We start from the raw sequence: 16954 nt of genomic DNA, 5'->3' as shown, positions 1-16954 counted from the left end.
GGCTTTATCCCGGTAGCGCAGAAATTACTGTTCAGCCGCCAATTGCCGTGCCCGCTCACGCAGGACGAACTTCTGCACCTTACCGGTACTGGTCTTGGGCAACTCGCTGAAAACGATTTTGCCCGGCACCTTAAACCGCGCCAGACGCTGCTGACAGAAGCTGATCAGCTCTTCGGCGGTCAGTTCGACGCCCGGTTTGGCGGTGACAAAAGCACACGGCGTCTCGCCCCACTTCTCGCTCGGCATGGCCACCACCGAGGCTTCCAGCACCTTGGGATGGCGGTACAGGGCGTCTTCCACCTCGATGGAAGAGATGTTTTCACCACCGGAGATGATGATGTCTTTGGAGCGGTCTTTGATTTCCACGTAACCGTCGGCGTGCCACACAGCGAGATCGCCGGAGTGGAACCAGCCGCCCGAGAAGGACTCGGCAGTGGCGGACGGGTTCTTCAGGTAGCCCTTCATCACCACGTTGCCACGCATCATGATCTCGCCGATGGTCTGGCCATCCTGCGGCACCGGCTCAAGGGTTTCCGGATCAGCCACCATCAACTGATCCAGCAACGGCCCACGCACACCCTGACGCGATGTCAGACGGGCGCGCTCTTCGGCTGGCTCGTCGCGCCACTCCTCTTTCCACTCGCAGAACACGCTGGGGCCGTAGGTTTCGGTCAGGCCGTAGCCGTGGGTGACGATAAAGCCCTGAGCCTCCATGTTCTCCAACACCGCAGCGGGTGGTGCTGCGCCTGCCGTCAGCACCTTCACCGGATGCTGCTTGAGTGCTTTCAGCTCATCCGGGGCATTGGCCAGCATATTCAGCACAATCGGTGCCGCGCAGAAGTGATCGACCTTATGCTCGGCAATCAGCGGATAGATCAGCTCAGCCCGGACATGGCGCAGGGTCACGCTGGTGCCGATAAACGCCGCCAGCGCCCACGGGAAGCACCAACCGTTGCAATGGAACAGCGGCAGCGTCCACAGGTATACCGGGAAGCGGGTCATATCCCAGCTCATCGCGTTGGACAGCGCGTTCAAATGCGCACCGCGATGGTGATACACCACCCCTTTCGGGTTGCCGGTGGTGCCGGAGGTGTAGTTGAGGCTGATGGCCTGCCACTCATCCTGCGGCATCGGCCAGGCATAGTTTTCGTCCCCTTCAGCCAGCAGCGCCTCGTACTCGATCTGGCCGATCAACTGGCCCTGCTCGTACAGCGGATCATCAATGCCCACCACCAGCGGCGGTTGCGGCAGATGGCTGATCACACGCTGGGCCAGCTCACCGAACTCTTTATCCACAACCAGCACTTTGGCTTCACCATGCTGGAGGATAAAGGCGATGGCTTCGGCGTCGAGACGGGTGTTGATGGCGTTGAGCACCGCACCGCACATCGGCACACCGAAATGCGCCTCAAACAGTGCCGGGCCGTTGGGGGCCAGATACGCCACCGTATCGCCTTGGGCAATACCGCGCTGGTGCAGCGCAGAGGCCAGACGAATACAACGTGCATAGGTCTGCGCCCACGTTTGCCGCTGTGGGCCGTGGATGATGGCAAGACGATCGGGATACACCGTGGCCGCCCGCTCAATAAAACTCAGGGGCGTCAGGGCCTGGAAGTTGGCAGCCTCGCGCGGCATGCCGTACTCGAAGGGGTTGATGCCGTTCATTTTTATTCTCCGGCTTTTCAGGTTGTAATGAGTCTGGGCAGCAGACCCTTTGGACACCTCCGAATCTATCAATGACCCGGAGATGTCCCGATACTTCTTAAGTCTTAGTTCTGCAGGAAATCCACCACCAAACGGTTGAAACGCTCTGCATGTTCCCACTGCGCCCAGTGGCCACACTGGTTGAACACATGCAGTTCGGAGTTGAGGATGCCGGCATTCAGGCGGTAGCCCACATCCACAGGAACAAAGCGGTCATTGCGGCCCCAGATGATCAGCGTTTGTGCCTTGATCTGCGGCAAAAGTGGGCCGAAATCCGGGTATTGCGCCGGGAATAGCTGGGCGCTCTTGACGAAGTTGGCGTTGTGATCCGGGTTGGCGGTCATATTGGCCAAGCGCGCCTTCATCAAGTCTTCGGTGAGGTCGCTGGTGTCGTAGACAAACACCTGCATCATGCGGTTGAGGTTTTCCAGCGTTGGTTCGCGGTATAGCTCACCGATGCGCTTGATGCCTTCAGTCGGCATCGGCACAAAGGCACTTATACCGCCAGTGCCGCCGCCCATCAGGATCAGCTTATCGACGTTCTGTGGATAAGTGAGGGTAAAGGCCACCGCGCTATGAGCGCCCATGGAGTTGCCGATTGGGGTGATCTTGTCGATGTTCAGCTGGTCAATCACCGCCTTGACCACGCGGGCGTTGAAGTCCGAGCGCGACTCGGCACAGACAAACGCATCACTCTTGCCCCAGCCGGGGAAATTGATCAGCAACACGCGGTAACCGGCATCCACCACCGCATCAATATTGCGGTTGAAGTTGGCCCAGCCGGTAGCTCCCGGCCCAGAGCCGTGAAGCATGACCACAACCTTGTCGCCATCGCCGATGTCGTTGTAATGCACCTTAAGCGAGCGGCCATTGTCTTCGATCTGCACAAAACGGCTGCTGTCTTCTTCGCTGAAGCGGGTCATGCTCACCTCTCAAACAAGTCGCGCGCTGAGCGAGCCAAAACCGGCAATCCATTCAGGCACTGGCCGGTAATAACGGTCATGGGCCTGGTATGTTCCGTAACTCGACAGAGCAGCAAACGCGGCCACCCAGGTTTTGATTTCGTGGCTGGACTTACCGGCTAACACCGACAACTCGGCATTGCTCATGCTGTCCAGCTCGCTGATCTGTCCCTGCTCAAGCAGGGAAAGGAAGCGCTGATCCCACTCTGGGTTGAGTGGGTACAGCGACTCCGGTTCTTTCACGAATCGCTGCGCAGCGAGGATCACCCGCTGCGTGCGTGCTTCGCGTTCGTCGGCCGGCAAATGCCGACCACTGCCTTTGAGCCTGTCTGCCATGAGGCCTTCGACGTTGGCCAGTTCAGGAACCGGAGGCTGGTGCGATAAACCTCCGGAGCCTATCAACAGGACCCTCTTATCCAGCGAGCTGGCCCAACGGCCGATCGCCTCGCCCAGCAGACGGGCACGTTGAAAACCCGGTAGCGGGGTCGCCACCGAGTTGATGAAGACCGGGATCACCGGTACTTCCCGCAAGCCACCGACTAACATCTCCAGCGGCTGAGCGGACCCGTGGTCGAGTTGCATGCGGTAGGACACGGCACTGTCCACACCGGCGGCCAGCACCGCCTCGGCGCAAGACTCAGCCAACGCCTGGGGCACCAGCAAGGGGCCGGCCAGGGTGCCGAAATCGCCAATGGCGTGGGCCGCCATACCAATGCAAAACGACGGCATTACGTCATAAAAGAAACCGTTGTAATGGTCCGGGCTGAACAAGATGACCAGCTCAGGACCGAACTCGGCAATGCGCTGGCGGGCGGCGCTGATCACGCCATCCACCTCGTCGAGAACTTCCTGTGCAGGGTCCACATGCCCCATCAGCGGGGTGTGAGAAAGGCAATGCAGATAAACACTCATCTTGTTCCACGCTCGGCTTTTGCAGGAGCAGCAGGCAAGGCCCGCGTCTCCCCACGATTGATCTGACGAGCATAGGTAGAGCGCCCGGCGCAAACACTCCCGTGAGGGTGCGGGTTATCCGTTCAGTGCAGGATTTGTCAGATGGCAGAGCTTAAGGCGCTGACAGCGCGCAACTCCACAGTTCCAGCGCAGGCTGGCTCGCTTGTGGCGGGCCGAGCCATTCGCTCAGGGCGTGGCAGCGCTGGTCATAACAGAGTTGGTAATCCCCTGCCTCCGGGGTTCGCCCGACACGCAGCGGTTGCAAGGGCGGCAGCTGACGCTGGTAGTGCCAGCTGCCGTTGCGCAGTACGGCACCGTCCGGGATTTCCATGCCGGCACCTGAACCTTTAACCCGCGCCTCGCCCAACAGCAGTCCTTGTGGCGTGACGCGGTAGTCTTCTTCCCAGCGGACTTTCTCGATCGTGTGGGTCCAGGCCAGGGTAAAGGCTGGCACGGGCACTTCTGCCCACACCACACCTGCCAACCCCAGGCACAGACCCAGCATGATCAGCTAAACACCGGCTGAGCGCGGCGCGCACGCCAGATGTGCTGAGCAATCAGGGCAATACCCAGAGCAAAGCCCAGCTCGTCACTGACCGGCATCGCCAGAATCAGCGACACGCCAGCGGCAAATGCCAGCAAACGCTCCCACCAGGCCAGACGCACATTCAGGAAGCCCACCACCGCCATGCCCCACAGGCCAATGGCAAAGGCGGTTTTGACCAGCATGTACAGCGTCGCCGTCCAGCTGTCGCCCTGCATCATCAGCGCCGGGTCGTAGACCGCCATAAACGGCACGACAAACCCGGCAGCAGCAATGCGCACCGCCCACAGGCTGATCTTGAAGCCGTTCTCCTTGGCAATCGGTGCCGCCGCGAAACAAGCCAGCGCCACCGGCGGGGTCAGGTCAGCCATCAGGCCGAAATAGAACACGAACATGTGCGACACAATCAGCGGCACGCCCAGATCCAGCAGCGCCGGTGCCGCGATGGCACTGGTGATGATGTAGTTGGGGATGGTCGGAATGCCCATGCCCAAAACCAGGCAAGTGAGCATGGTCAGCACCAGCGACAGGAACAGGTTGTTCTGACCAATAGCGAGGATGTAACCGGCAAAGGTGGTGGCGATGCCAGTCAGCGACACCACGCCGATGATCACACCCACCAGCGTACAGGCGATACCCACCGGAATCGCATGACGCGCCCCTTCTACCAGCGCATGCAGACAGGCGCGCAGGGTTTCACCGCCGCCTTTGACGAACCAGCAGGCCGCCACCAGCGCGGCAATCACGCCGAACACCACACCAATACCGAGCTGGAAGAACGCCGCACAGACCACACCGAGCAGCACCCAGAAGAGCATCCGCAGCCACATCGACGACACCTGCAGAATGATCGCCGAGCCAAGGATCACGATGGCAGTCAGGGCTAAACCCACAGTCCCGGAGAACATTGGCGTGCGCCCGGAGAACAGCAGGTAGACCAGCACCAGCAGCGGGATCAGCAGATACCAACGCTCCTTCACCGCCGCCCAGGCGCTCGGGCACTGGTCTTTCGGCAGACCTTTGAGGTCGTTGCTCTTGGCCTCCAGATGGACCATCCAGAACACTGCACCGAAGTACAGCAGCGCCGGAATCAGCGCAGCTTTGGCCACTTCCACGTACGGCACGTTGATGGTTTCCGCCATGATGAACGCCACTGCGCCCATCACCGGCGGCATGATCTGGCTGCCCATACTTGAGGTCGCCTCAACCGCACCAGCAAAGGCCGGGCGATAGCCGAAGCGCTTCATCAGCGGAATGGTGAACTGGCCAGTGGTCACCACGTTGGCCACACCGGAGCCAGTGATGGTGCCCATCAGCGCCGACGAGGCCACCGACACCTTAGCCGGGCCGCCGAGCTTGTGGCCGAACAGGCCCATGGCAAAGTCGGTGAACAGTTTGATCATCCCGGCCTGCTCCAAAAACGCACCGAACAGGATGAACAGGAAGATGTAAGTAGCCGATACGTAAGTCGGCGTGCCATAGAAGCCTTCAGTGCCGAAGGCCAGCTGATTGACGATCTGATCGAAGCCATAACCCCGGTGCGCCAGATCACCCGGCAAGTACTCACCGAACAGCCCGTACGCTAGGAACAACGCACAGATCAGCGGCAGGGCAACACCCATCACCCGACGCGCCGCTTCAAACACCAGCACAATCAGGATGATCCCCATGATCAGGTCAGACTGGGTCAAATCCCCCGAGCGCTGCACCAAGTCAGCCTCGAAATACCACTGATAAAACGCCGTCGCCATGCCTGCCAAACCCAGCACCCAGGCTAGCGGCTGCCAAGGGCGATCCGAGCCTTTAGCCGGATAGCAGAGGTAAACCATCAGCAGCAAAAAGCCCACGTGACCGGCCCGCAACACCTGGCTGGAGACCGGATGAAACGCGGCGGTAACGATCTGGTAAATGGAAAACAGCAACGCAACGACAAACAACGCCTTCGGCCACTGGCTCGGGCTGGCATGCAAGCCTTTATCTTCACTCATGGTGTCTACACCCTTGCTACACACATCGCTCAATGAGCAAAAGGCGCACGCCCGAAAGCCTGCGCCATACCGGCAGAATTACAGAGCGCCTGCTTCTTTGTAGAAGCGCTCAGCGCCGGGGTGCAGCGGGATCGGCAGGTTCTTCGTGGCGTTTTCCAGGGCAATGTCCTTGGCTGCCGAGTGGGAGTTAGCCAGACGTGGCAGGTTCTCAAACATCAGTTTGGTCATCTGATAGACCACGTCGTCGGATACGCCGGAATGAGTCACCAGCAGGTTGGTGATAGCGGCAGTCGGCACGTCTTCATCCTGGCCGTCGTAGGTGCCAGCCGGAATCACTTTGGATTGATACGCCGGGCTACCGATCTTGGTAACCACCTCTTCAGGAATGGCAACAAAGGTGATTGGCACCATGGACGCCAAATCGCGAATCGCTGCCATACCCAGACCGGAGGATTGCAGGGTAGCGTCCAGCTGACGGTTTTTGATCAGCTCGACCGACTCGGCATACGGCATAAACTCCACACGGCCCATGTCTTCATAGCTCAGGCCAGCAGCCTTGAAGATAGCGCGGGCATTCAGCTCAGTACCGGACTTCGGCGCGCCCACGGAGATACGCTTGCCTTTGAGGTCTTCCAGGGTTTTGATGCCGGACTCTTTGCTGGCGACGATCTGGATGTAGTTCGGGTAGGTTGCGGCCACTGCACGCAGTTTGGTCAGCGGCGCTTTAAAACCGGCATCTGCCACGCCCTTCCAGGCGTCATCCACAGAGTCACCCAGCGAAAACGCCAGCTCACCACGACCTGCCTGCAGCAGGTTGAGGTTTTCCACAGAAGCTTTGGTGGCCTGCACCGAGGTTTTCGACCCTTCAATGCCGTTGCTGTACAGCTGCGACAGCGCTACACCGATCGGGTAATACACCCCGCTGGTACCGCCGGTAAGGACGTTGATAAAGGTCGGGGCGGCCAGTACAGCAGTGCTGGCGGTCAGTGCGGCGGCGGCAGCAAAAAGGCTGAAACGCTTGGTCATTCGCATGGAGTTTCTCCGTCGTTGTTATGGCTTTATGCATCCTGATTACGGGCACAACGGCGGTCAGCGGCGGCCAGCGAAACTGGCAGAACAGCGGCGGGAAAGAAGCAGAGGCAGGTGCAGTCGCACCCATGAAATCGTGTCAGCTCTTGTCTTTCTTATCTGTTCACGCGCTGGCCATCGAGGGCCGAGCACCAAGGTCATAGCAGAAGCCATGCCAGAGGCTGAAAGCCCTGTATTACGGGGCTTGCAGAGAATCACCGGGAATATTGAGACGCGTATTGAGCGGATTTTCGCTGTTGAAAAACAGGCTGATCGGCAAGATTCCGCCTATCAAGCCATCTGGAAGACCACCTAAAACGAACCATCGCTTGGTGGATAAAAAGAGCGTTATCCACCCTACCCGCCCCAACAATCCCTGTAGGGTGGATGGACGAAGCCATCCACCACTGCGTATCCACGGTCTTACTCACTCTCGTCAGCGGCACCGGCTGGCAGGTAATGGCTGCGCTGCAGGCCATGGCGCTGCATCTTTTCGTTGAGGGTGCGGCGGGGAATCTGCAGGCGCTCCATGACGTCGGCGATGTTGCCCTGGGCCTGTTGTAAGGCTTGGTGCAGGCACTGCGCTTCGAAGTTTTCCATCTGCTCACTCAGGGACTGGCCGCTGATGCTGACGGCTTCACGGCTGCTCAGGCCCAGGGCGTGGCGTTCGGCGGCGTTGATCAGTTCGCGGACGTTGCCGGGCCAGTCGTGGCTTTGCAGCTTGGCCCACTCCCCCGGCGTTGAGGCAGCCACGTCGCGGCCATGGCGCTTAGCGGCGATCTGCACAAAATGCTCGAACAGCAGTGGAATGTCTTCACGCCGTTCACGCAGGGTCGGTAAGCGCAAGCTGGCGACGTTCAGGCGGTAGTACAAATCCTCACGGAAGCGCCCGGCTTTCACCTCTTCGAGCAGGTCCGGCTTGGCTGCGCAAACCACGCGCAAATCTACGTTGATGCTGCGGTTTGAGCCGAGGCGTTCAAGCGACTGTTCCTGCAATACACGCAGCAGTTTGGCCTGCTGTGGTAGCGGCAGGCTTTCCACTTCATCCAGAAACAGGGTGCCGCCATCGGCATGCTCAATACGGCCAATGCGCCGCCCTTGTGCACCTGTAAAAGCCCCGCTTTCGTGGCCGAACAGTTCACTTTCAAACAATTGCTCGGGAATCGCCGCGCAGTTCAGGGCCACAAATGCCTTACTCGCACGCGGGCTGAAGTCGTGCAGGCAGCGGGCGACCAGCTCTTTACCGCAGCCGGTTTCGCCTTGCAGCAGCACATTGACCGATGTAGCCGCCAGCTCCAGCACTTGCCGACGCAAATGCTGCATGGGCTTAGAGATTCCCAGCAGATGCGCTTCGATGCTGTTCTTTTGACCGACCTGCTGACGCAGCTGGCGGTTCTCGCAGACCAGACGGCGCTTATCCAAAGCGCGGCGCACGCTGTCGAGCAGGCGCTCCGGCGGGAAGGGTTTTTCAATAAAGTCATAGGCACCGTGTTGCAGGGCTTGCACGGCCATCGGTACATCGCCGTGGCCGGTCATCAGAATGACGGGCAGATCACGGTCGCGTTGCAGCACATCGTCCAGCAGTTGCAGGCCATCGACGCCGGGCATGCGCACGTCGCTGATCAGAATGCCGGGATAGTCTTGGTCAATCAGCTCCAGCGCCTGCTGTGCCGTCGCGCAGGCCTGCACGGTAAAGCCGGACAGTTCCAGCCATTGCCGGACGGTGTCGCGGATGACGGCTTCGTCATCAACCACGATGACCTGTATATGCATGAATACCTCCTTGTCCCGTTGCGGCAGTGTCCCCTGCCAGCAGGGATTATTCAGCCAACGCCAAACTCAGTGTAAACACAGCGCCCTGTTCACCATTAGCCGCGCTCAGACTACCGCCCAGTTCGCGCATGATGCCGTACGACACCGCCAGCCCCAGGCCCAGCCCTGCACCCACCGGTTTGGTGGTGAAGAACGGCTCGAATACATGGGCTAACGCTTGGGCGTCCAGACCACCGCCGTTGTCAGCGATGCTCAGGCGGCAGCAACCATCCACAGCCCGGAGGGTTATCCACAGTTGTGGGTTATCCACTGCTGCCATGGCATCCACTGCGTTGTTAAGCAGGTTGACCAGCACATGCTCCAGGCGAATGGCATCGCCCTCTACGCGCACGCTGTTGTCGATTTCACGGTGTAGCTGTATCCGCTCACTGCGCAAACGCGGGGCCAGCAATTGCAGGGCCTGCTCCAGCACATCGGCCAGCAGCAAAGGCTCGGTCTGCCCTGCCGGGGTTTTACGGGCAAAGGTTTTCAGGTGGCCGGTCAGACCGGCGATGCGCTGCAACAGCTCATCAATGCGTTGTAGGCCCTTTTCCACCTCATCTTGCCGCCCAGACGCCAACAGCAGATGCAGGCTGCCCAGTTGCATGCGCATGGCGGTCAACGGCTGGTTGATTTCATGGGCCATAGCGGCGGACATCTGCCCCAGCGCGGCCAGTTTTGCGGCATGCACGAGGCCGTCCTGCGCTTCACGCAGCTCCTGCGTTCGCAGCGCCACCTCATGCTCCAGACGTTCGCGGATGCCAGCCTGCAGACGCTGATTTTTGCGTCGTTGAGCCAGATACAGGAGCAGGAATGCCAGCGTCATCCACAGCCCGCCGGCAGCCAGACGATAGCTGCGCACGGTATCGAGCAGATTGCCCGGCTCGCTCAGTAAATGCAGGGTCCAGCCCTCATCACCCAGATCTTGCTGTTGCCAGAGATAATCCTGCACACCATCCGGGCCCATTACTCGACGCCACTGGCTGGTTGGCGCAATGGTACGCAGTAAGCGGCTCGATAAGGGCTGCAAGGCCTGCTCAGCGTATTTGCGTACACCGACCAACTCTTCACGATCCTGCTCACTCAGGGGCTTGAGCATGCGGAAACGCCAGCCCGGACGGTTGCTGAGAATCGCCACGCCGTAGCTGTCGCTGACCATAAACACGCCGGGCTGGCTGACCCACTCACGCTGCAGTTCTTCCAGCTCCAGCTTGACCACCAGCACGCCCAAGACGTTGCCGTCCAAGTCATTCACGGCATGGGCAAGGAAGTAGCCGGGAATACCGGTGGTCACGCCCACTGCAAAGTATTGGCCGTGGCCATCGCGCAGGGCATTCTGGAAATACGGGCGAAAGGCGTAGCTGTTGCCGACAAAGCTGCTCCAGTCCCGCCAGTTACTGGCCACCAGCGCTTTGCCCTGAAGGTCGAGTAGGTACAGCACGCTGGAGCCCGCCACCGAATTGAGTCGTTCAAGACGCCTGTTGAGGGTGTCACGCAGCAGCGGATCATCTTGGGCCTGCAACAGGGTGCGGATATCACTGTCCAGCGCCAGCACCTTGGGCAAAGCGCGAAACCGCTCCAACACGGTGTGGATGGACTGGGCGTAGAGCTGTAACTGACCCTGGGCTTCCTCGCTGCGCTCCTGCCACGCGCGCTGCTCAGCGTAGCGCCCTGCCAGCCACATGCTGACAAACAGCCCCAGCACAATGAGCAGGGTCAGGATGATTACGCGGTAGCGTTGGAACAATTCAGGCATATACAGGCCCCGATCCATGGAGCCTGCATCCTAGGTGTAAATGCGATGGCTCAGGGCCACCACTCGTCTAAAGTCGCAGCTTAAATAATCAACAGCTCTCGAGCCCGGATAAGGGCCTGCGACCGACTACTGACACCGAGTTTTTCGTGAATCTTTTTACGATGTCCCTTCACGGTGCCTTCAGATATCCCCAGTTTCGCGGCAATTTCCTTATTGATATAGCCTTCGGCGATCAACGCGATGATTTCACTCTCACGTGGGCTGAGCATGCAGTTGCCAGGGATTAGCTTGGCAACAGCGGCTGGCTCTGGATGATCAAACTCTCCCAACACCTGCACCAGCCACTCAAACAGGTGTGACGGCACCTTCTTGCCTTGGCTGCATGCCAATGTGTAAGACGCCTGCAGCCAATCCCTAGCCTCGCAAACGCGACGCAATAATCCGGCGGCATGGCCCGTGCTCAATGTGCTCAGCAAATGCTCGTAAGCCGGGGTGTACCGACGCATCAGGTACGCCGCACGCATAGACAGCAAGTGATAGTTAAAACGCAGGCGACAATCCAGCGCTTTGAGGTCGATGGTTTTGAACAGCCCCAGATAATCCATCGCATCGCGTGGGCGCTCCAGCCCCAGCATCAAGCGGGCCGCAGCCAGAAACGCAGGTAGTCGGGTCGACAACTCATAGGCGTCAAGACCGCCAAGCTTGAGTTGACCGGCTATGGGCTCGGACTCAAGCAGAGCCATTGCCTCACGCCAGCGCTGGGCACGAATCAGCTCACTCAAACGGATGACCGCAAGGTGGTTCAGCAGCCTCGGAAGATTACGCTCACGGGCAAACAATTCACCATCGTGTATCAGCCGCTCTGCTGCAGCGTCAGACTCCACAAGCGCAATGCTGGCCACCGCAGCCCCATAGGCTTCGGCATATAAATACACCCATCCACTGGTGTCGCGTATTTGCTCCAAAGCCGGAATCAGGGTGTTTGCTGCTGTCTCAAGCTCATTGCTTTCGTAAAGCACAGTACCCAGCAGAAGCTGCGAACACATTCGCTCATACAGGCCGTAAGTGCCTTCCAAGGCAGCTTGTCTGCAGGCCTCTTGAGCGACAGCCAGTGCAGCCTCAACCCGGTCTGTAGCGAGCAGGCAACATGCCTTGTGGACAAGCAGAAAGATCGCGATTTTCCGTTCAGAGCGAATCTCATCAACATTCAGGCCAAGGTTGCAAAAGGCCATGGCTTCTTTGTACCGCCAGGCATCCAGATAACCGAACGCCACCAACGAGGCCATGCTCATGGCAAGCACTTGATCCTTGCCGATTCTGCGGTTCATCTCATTTTCGAGGCGCTGCAGGTTCCCCGACTCCAGTAGTGACCTGTCATCTATCGCTAGGAACACGACCTGATACAAGAACGCCCAGCCCTCAACCGTTTCTGCATCGGCCTTTTCACTGATTCGGCTGAAACCGTCGGTTTGAACAAGGGCTTCTTCAAACAACGCCTGAGCCTGGCGCAGCTTGCCGTTGCGGATACGGTGATAAACCTGCGCAATAAACAGCAAAGGCAACTCGCCGGCTTGGCTGACCGGAATGTATTGCATGGCCACATCCGGGCCGTCTGAAAGATCCACCGATATCGCCCCGACATCTTCGATCAAGCGGGCAGCTTTTGCGGTTTCACTGATATGCACTGCATGCCGGATAGCCTCCGCGGTATAACCGTGGGCTTTAAACCAAGATGCAACGAAGAGTTTGAGTTCATCAAAACGGGCCGGCTTCATACAACGCAAACGCTGACGCAGATAGAGCCCGAATGCCGGATGTAACTCGGCCCAATGCCACTGGCCGTCCAGATAGCGAATGAAGCGACCACAGCGAATTTGCTCGTCAATCAGTCCCCAATCACAAGCACCTTGGGGTATCTGGCTGACCAGTTCAGGAATAAACCGCTCCAGTACGCTGAGGTCCATTAGCGTGGAAAGCGTGGACTCCGGCAGGCTGGCAATAATTTCCTGCTCAAAATAGTCACACATCTCCGGGGGCAACGGTGACATGCGCTCCACATTCGCCAGCAGGCGCTGACAGGACTCAGGAGAGCGCTGCATAAAGCGTAAACCAGCGGCCCAACCATCCACATAACGGTTCAGAAGGCTGACTTCATGTTCAGACCAGGGCTGCCCGAGCAACGCGGCTGCCTCCCGGTCATCCATGCGTAAGGCTTGCGGACCAATGACTGTAACCTGACCACGCATGCGTGCCGTGCCCAATAAACGCCCACGCAAACGCCTGGTCGATAGGTACACGCAGCTGTTTGTAGGCACACTCAGGACGAACCACTCAAGCAGCTCATGTGCCATTGGGTCGCAAATCAGCTCCATGCCGTCAACAAACCCCATTACGCCTTCCGGCATATCGGGCATAACGTCATCAGCAGCAGCTGACTCCAGGGAAAATGCATTCAGCAGATTGCGCCGTAACACAGCAGGATCATTATCACTGCTGGACAAACTCAGCCAATGCACACACTCACCTGCTGAGGCCTGCTCTGCATAGTGAGTACTCAGAAGGGTAGTTTTACCACCACCTGGTGGCCCTTCAAGAACGGTTACTTTTCCATAACCTTCACGCAACTGCGCGATAAGCTCCGGCCGGCTCACCCACGTTTCGAACGAGCGCGGCGGCTGATAACGACTGATCAATGAACCGACCTTACTGGCACGTTTTAGCGTGCTATTGCTGGTAATACGCAACCGGCCTCCTCCCCAACATCAATCCACCGGGCCTCCAGCAAGCTCTCAACTGGCAATTAAGGTTTGCCACGTTTAAGCCTACCACCCCCAGATTCTGCCAATACCCCCCTCTTTTAGGGGGGGGTTAACACCCTCCTCGGTGCACCCTCCTGATAATCCCTCTACCCCACCTTATTCCCCATTGCTTTTGGTGGAGTACCGCAAAGGCTACCTGGTTTCTATCCTCCGCCAGCCTAAATCCGGACAGGGTTTGCATTGCACCTCTCTCTGAGCGAGGTCTGCACAACAGACAGACGAGCCTTCCGGAGCACAACACGGGTCATCGAACCCAGCCTTAGCGAGCAGCTTGAGCGCAGCATTTTTGATATTATTCAGGGGAACACAATGAACAGAATTTACCGTAGCGTCTGGAACGAAGCGCTGGGGACTTGGGTCGCCGCTCCGGAAAACGCGCGCACCTGCAAGAAAAGCGGCCGCAGTCCGCGTCTGGCACTGCTGGCACCTGCTGCACTGGCGTTAGGCCTCGGTGTTAGTTCTATACCTGCCAACGCGGCGGCGAGCTGTGCCAGTCCAACTGCGTGTGGCCAGGACGAAGTTCTGGATGTAAGCACCGCAGGTTTTTTTGACTCCAAGAATTATGACTTCAACTACAACAGCATCCTCAATCTGGATGTTGCAAGTGGCGCAACCGCTTTAAGCGGTTTTTTAAACTTCAGAGACTCCAGCGTCCTCAACGCTAATGTGACCAATGCAATTAGCGGCACTCATAGCTCGGGTCTTTCCCTGCACAACAACGCAATTCTAAATGCCAAGGCTGCAAACAGTGTCAGCGGCAAAATAAATGTGAATCAAAACGCCTCCATCATCTTGCAGGCGACAGATGCACTGTCCAGCAACGCAAACCTGTACTTCAAAAAAGTTGACAACTCTGATACGGGCGGCACGCTGGACCTAAATGGCTTCAATACGCTGGTAGGTGGAATATCCAGCACGTCTACCGAAGCGGGGGTGATCACCAATAACGGCGCCACAGCTGCTGTACTGACCATTAATGGTGGTGTGGGGGATTTTGATGGCCTGATTGAAGATGGCACCGCCAAGCTGGGAATTAAAGCAGGTGGCGGGGCCACCCTTTTTGGCATCGGCACGTATACCGGCGGCACCGAGATTTTTTCAGGCTCACTCTTCGCCCGGCATAACTCCTTAGGTACAGGTGACATTTCTATCACCGACTACAATGGGCGGCTGGAGATGAACAGCATCGATACCAGCGGTACCGATGTCTTGAACAACAACGTTTCAGGCGTGGGCGCTCTGTACAAACGTGGCGCGGGGACCTTGAGGCTTGCCGGCACCAACACCCATCAAGGCGGCACCTACGTTGAAGAAGGCACATTAGCTGCCCCACTCGCGGCGCTGGGTGACAGTGGCAGCGTAATCTCTGTTGATCCTACTGCAACGCTAATCATCAAAAACAATGCAACCGGCCTCAACGATCTTGACTACCAATTCCCGGTCACCACATTTCCGAGCAAAACCGGTGGCAAAATCATCTTCGATGTCGATGCCGACAAGACAATTACCTCTTATGGGGCCACCCTGCACAGCAACACAGCCATCGAGAAGACCGGTCTCGGTGATCTGTATCTGGGCAACGATTACAGTAGCCAAGCGTTCATCGTTAACCAAGGCTCGCTGAGCCTGGCACCTGCAACCATCGTCCATGACGTTACGATCAACTCTGGTGGCCGACTGGCCGGTAGCGGTAATGCCAGTTACGTACGTGTCAATGCAGGCGGCGCGCTTTCCCCAAGCAATGGCAATACCATGAACCTGGCCAATTTGTATTTTGATCCGGCTGGTACTTACATCGTCACCGCCCTTGACAGCGATACGCCAAACAGCAGCAGTCACGTGAATGTCAGCGGCACAGCTATCCTCAATGATGCCAGCGTGCAGGTAAACGCCCTCAATGGGTCTTGGCAAAGCGCACGCACCTACACCATTCTCAGCGCTAACACCCTGAGCGGCGAGTTCTCCGGTGCCACCGCCAACTTCGCTTACCTGTCGCCAACACTTGCCTATAACGGCAATCAGGTTGAGCTGACCCTGACACGTACCACTACCGGTGGTAACAATCCGGGCAATGGCGGCAATACCCCAGGTAACGGTGGCAACACGCCTAATCCGGGAGGTAACACACCTGGTAAAGGCGACAACACCACTAATCCGGGTGGCAGCAATCCGGGCAATAGCGGTACACCGATGACTTTTGCCTCTCTGGCTGAAACCGCTAACCAGCGGGGCGTAGCCAACAGCGTTGAAAGCCTGCCGTCCAACCATGAGGTTTATGGTTTTGTTGAAACCCTGCCGGTAGGTGCGCCTGCTTCAGTGTTTAACAACCTCTCAGGTGAGGCGCACGCCAGCGTGCTGTCTGGCCTGCCTGATGTTTCAAGGCATGCAGCCACTCTGCCGATGACTAACATGCGCAACACCCTCAATGCTGGCCTCAACCCAGTCGCAATGACCGCTCAGGTCGGCGGCACACTGGGCAGCAGCGGCCTTCCGGCGACGACTGATAAGCCAGCGTGGGTACAGTTGGTTGGTAACTGGCAAGACGTGGACGGCGATCGCAACACGGCCGATCTGGATCAGCACAGCGGTGGCGTATTCGTCGGTTACGACAATGAGATCGCTAACGGCTGGTACCTCGGCGGCTCCCTGGGCTATACCGACACCGACTCAAACGTCAGTGACCGTCGCAGTGATGCGGAGATCAGCAGCTACAGCGCCACCGTCTACGGCGGTAAAGCCTTTGCTCTGGACACCCAGCGCCAGCTCAACGTCATGGCAGGCCTCTCTTACACCCTGCATGACGTAGAAACCGAGCGCAGCATCACTGGCCTTGAGCAGAAGCTGAAAGCCGACTACGACGTCAGCACCACTCAGCTGTTCGGTGAGATCGGCTACGTTATCGGCCAGCCAGACAAGCAGTACATCGAGCCGTTTGCCGGCCTGACTGTGACCTATCTGGATGCCGACGGCTTCACCGAACGCGGCGGCTCTGCTGCACTTAAAGGTAAGGGCGAAACCGATACCCAAACCGTCAGCACCCTCGGGGTGCGTGCGCAAACTGGCTACACCCTGGGCAACAACCCGGCTCTGCTGCGCGGCTCACTGGCCTGGCAACACGCCTTTGAAGACGAGCGCATGGATCGCACTCTGGCCTTCCGCGATGGTAGCGATGCGTTCGCCGTCAAAGGTGTAGCGCTGGCGCGTGATACCGCAGTCGTCGGCCTCGGCACACAAGTCGATGTCTCCCCAACAGCCGCTGTCTCGCTGGATTACGAAGGCAAATTCGCCAGCGGTCTGACAGATCATGGCGCGTCGGTGAAGGTGCACTGGAGCTTCTGATAGCAGGTTCA

10 protein-coding genes are annotated in these 16954 nt (G+C 58.4%); 1 reads left to right on the top strand and 9 read right to left on the bottom strand.

Annotated features, from left to right (window positions below; translation table 11 throughout):
• Positions 1–24: 24 nt before the first annotated feature.
• The 9 genes from AO726_RS06900 to AO726_RS06860 form a co-directional block, all read right to left on the bottom strand.
• Positions 25–1656: an acyl-CoA synthetase gene (locus AO726_RS06900; RefSeq protein ID WP_446737417.1), complete on the bottom strand. Its 1632-nt coding sequence runs from the start codon at positions 1654–1656 to the stop codon at positions 25–27.
• 113 nt (positions 1657–1769) lie between these two features.
• Positions 1770–2627: an alpha/beta fold hydrolase gene (locus AO726_RS06895; protein WP_058067337.1), complete on the bottom strand. Its 858-nt coding sequence runs from the start codon at positions 2625–2627 to the stop codon at positions 1770–1772.
• A gap of 9 nt (positions 2628–2636) precedes the next feature.
• Entirely contained in the window at positions 2637–3578 is a 942-nt protein-coding gene (mhpB, locus tag AO726_RS06890; RefSeq protein ID WP_058067336.1) for a 3-carboxyethylcatechol 2,3-dioxygenase, read from the bottom strand.
• A 151-nt stretch (positions 3579–3729) separates the two neighbouring features.
• The gene (locus tag AO726_RS06885; protein WP_058067335.1) at positions 3730–4122 is read right to left on the bottom strand and encodes a DUF1850 domain-containing protein; all 393 of its coding nucleotides are present in this window, start codon (positions 4120–4122) and stop codon (positions 3730–3732) included.
• A 2-nt stretch (positions 4123–4124) separates the two neighbouring features.
• Complete coding sequence (locus tag AO726_RS06880; RefSeq protein WP_058067334.1) at positions 4125–6149, bottom strand: TRAP transporter permease; 2025 nt, start codon at positions 6147–6149, stop codon at positions 4125–4127.
• Between the two features lie 78 nt (positions 6150–6227).
• Entirely contained in the window at positions 6228–7181 is a 954-nt protein-coding gene (locus AO726_RS06875) for a TAXI family TRAP transporter solute-binding subunit (protein ID WP_058067333.1), read from the bottom strand.
• A 459-nt stretch (positions 7182–7640) separates the two neighbouring features.
• Entirely contained in the window at positions 7641–8990 is a 1350-nt protein-coding gene (locus AO726_RS06870; RefSeq protein ID WP_058067332.1) for a sigma-54-dependent transcriptional regulator, read from the bottom strand.
• 46 nt (positions 8991–9036) lie between these two features.
• On the bottom strand, positions 9037–10785 hold the full coding sequence (locus tag AO726_RS06865) for a sensor histidine kinase (RefSeq protein ID WP_058067967.1): 1749 nt from the start codon (positions 10783–10785) through the stop codon (positions 9037–9039).
• Between the two features lie 80 nt (positions 10786–10865).
• A complete protein-coding gene (locus AO726_RS06860; protein ID WP_058067331.1) occupies positions 10866–13529 on the bottom strand; it encodes a helix-turn-helix transcriptional regulator in 2664 nt (887 codons plus the stop codon).
• A gap of 384 nt (positions 13530–13913) precedes the next feature.
• Here AO726_RS06860 and AO726_RS06855 point away from each other — a divergent pair, with 384 nt between their 5' ends.
• On the top strand, positions 13914–16943 hold the full coding sequence (locus tag AO726_RS06855; protein WP_058067330.1) for an autotransporter domain-containing protein: 3030 nt from the start codon (positions 13914–13916) through the stop codon (positions 16941–16943).
• Positions 16944–16954: the final 11 nt, after the last annotated feature.

It is taken from the genome of Pseudomonas sp. TTU2014-080ASC (assembly GCF_001446935.1).
GTDB lineage: Bacteria > Pseudomonadota > Gammaproteobacteria > Pseudomonadales > Pseudomonadaceae > Aquipseudomonas.
Note: the sequence above shows the minus strand (reverse complement) of the source record. Positions and strands in the feature narration are given on the sequence as shown.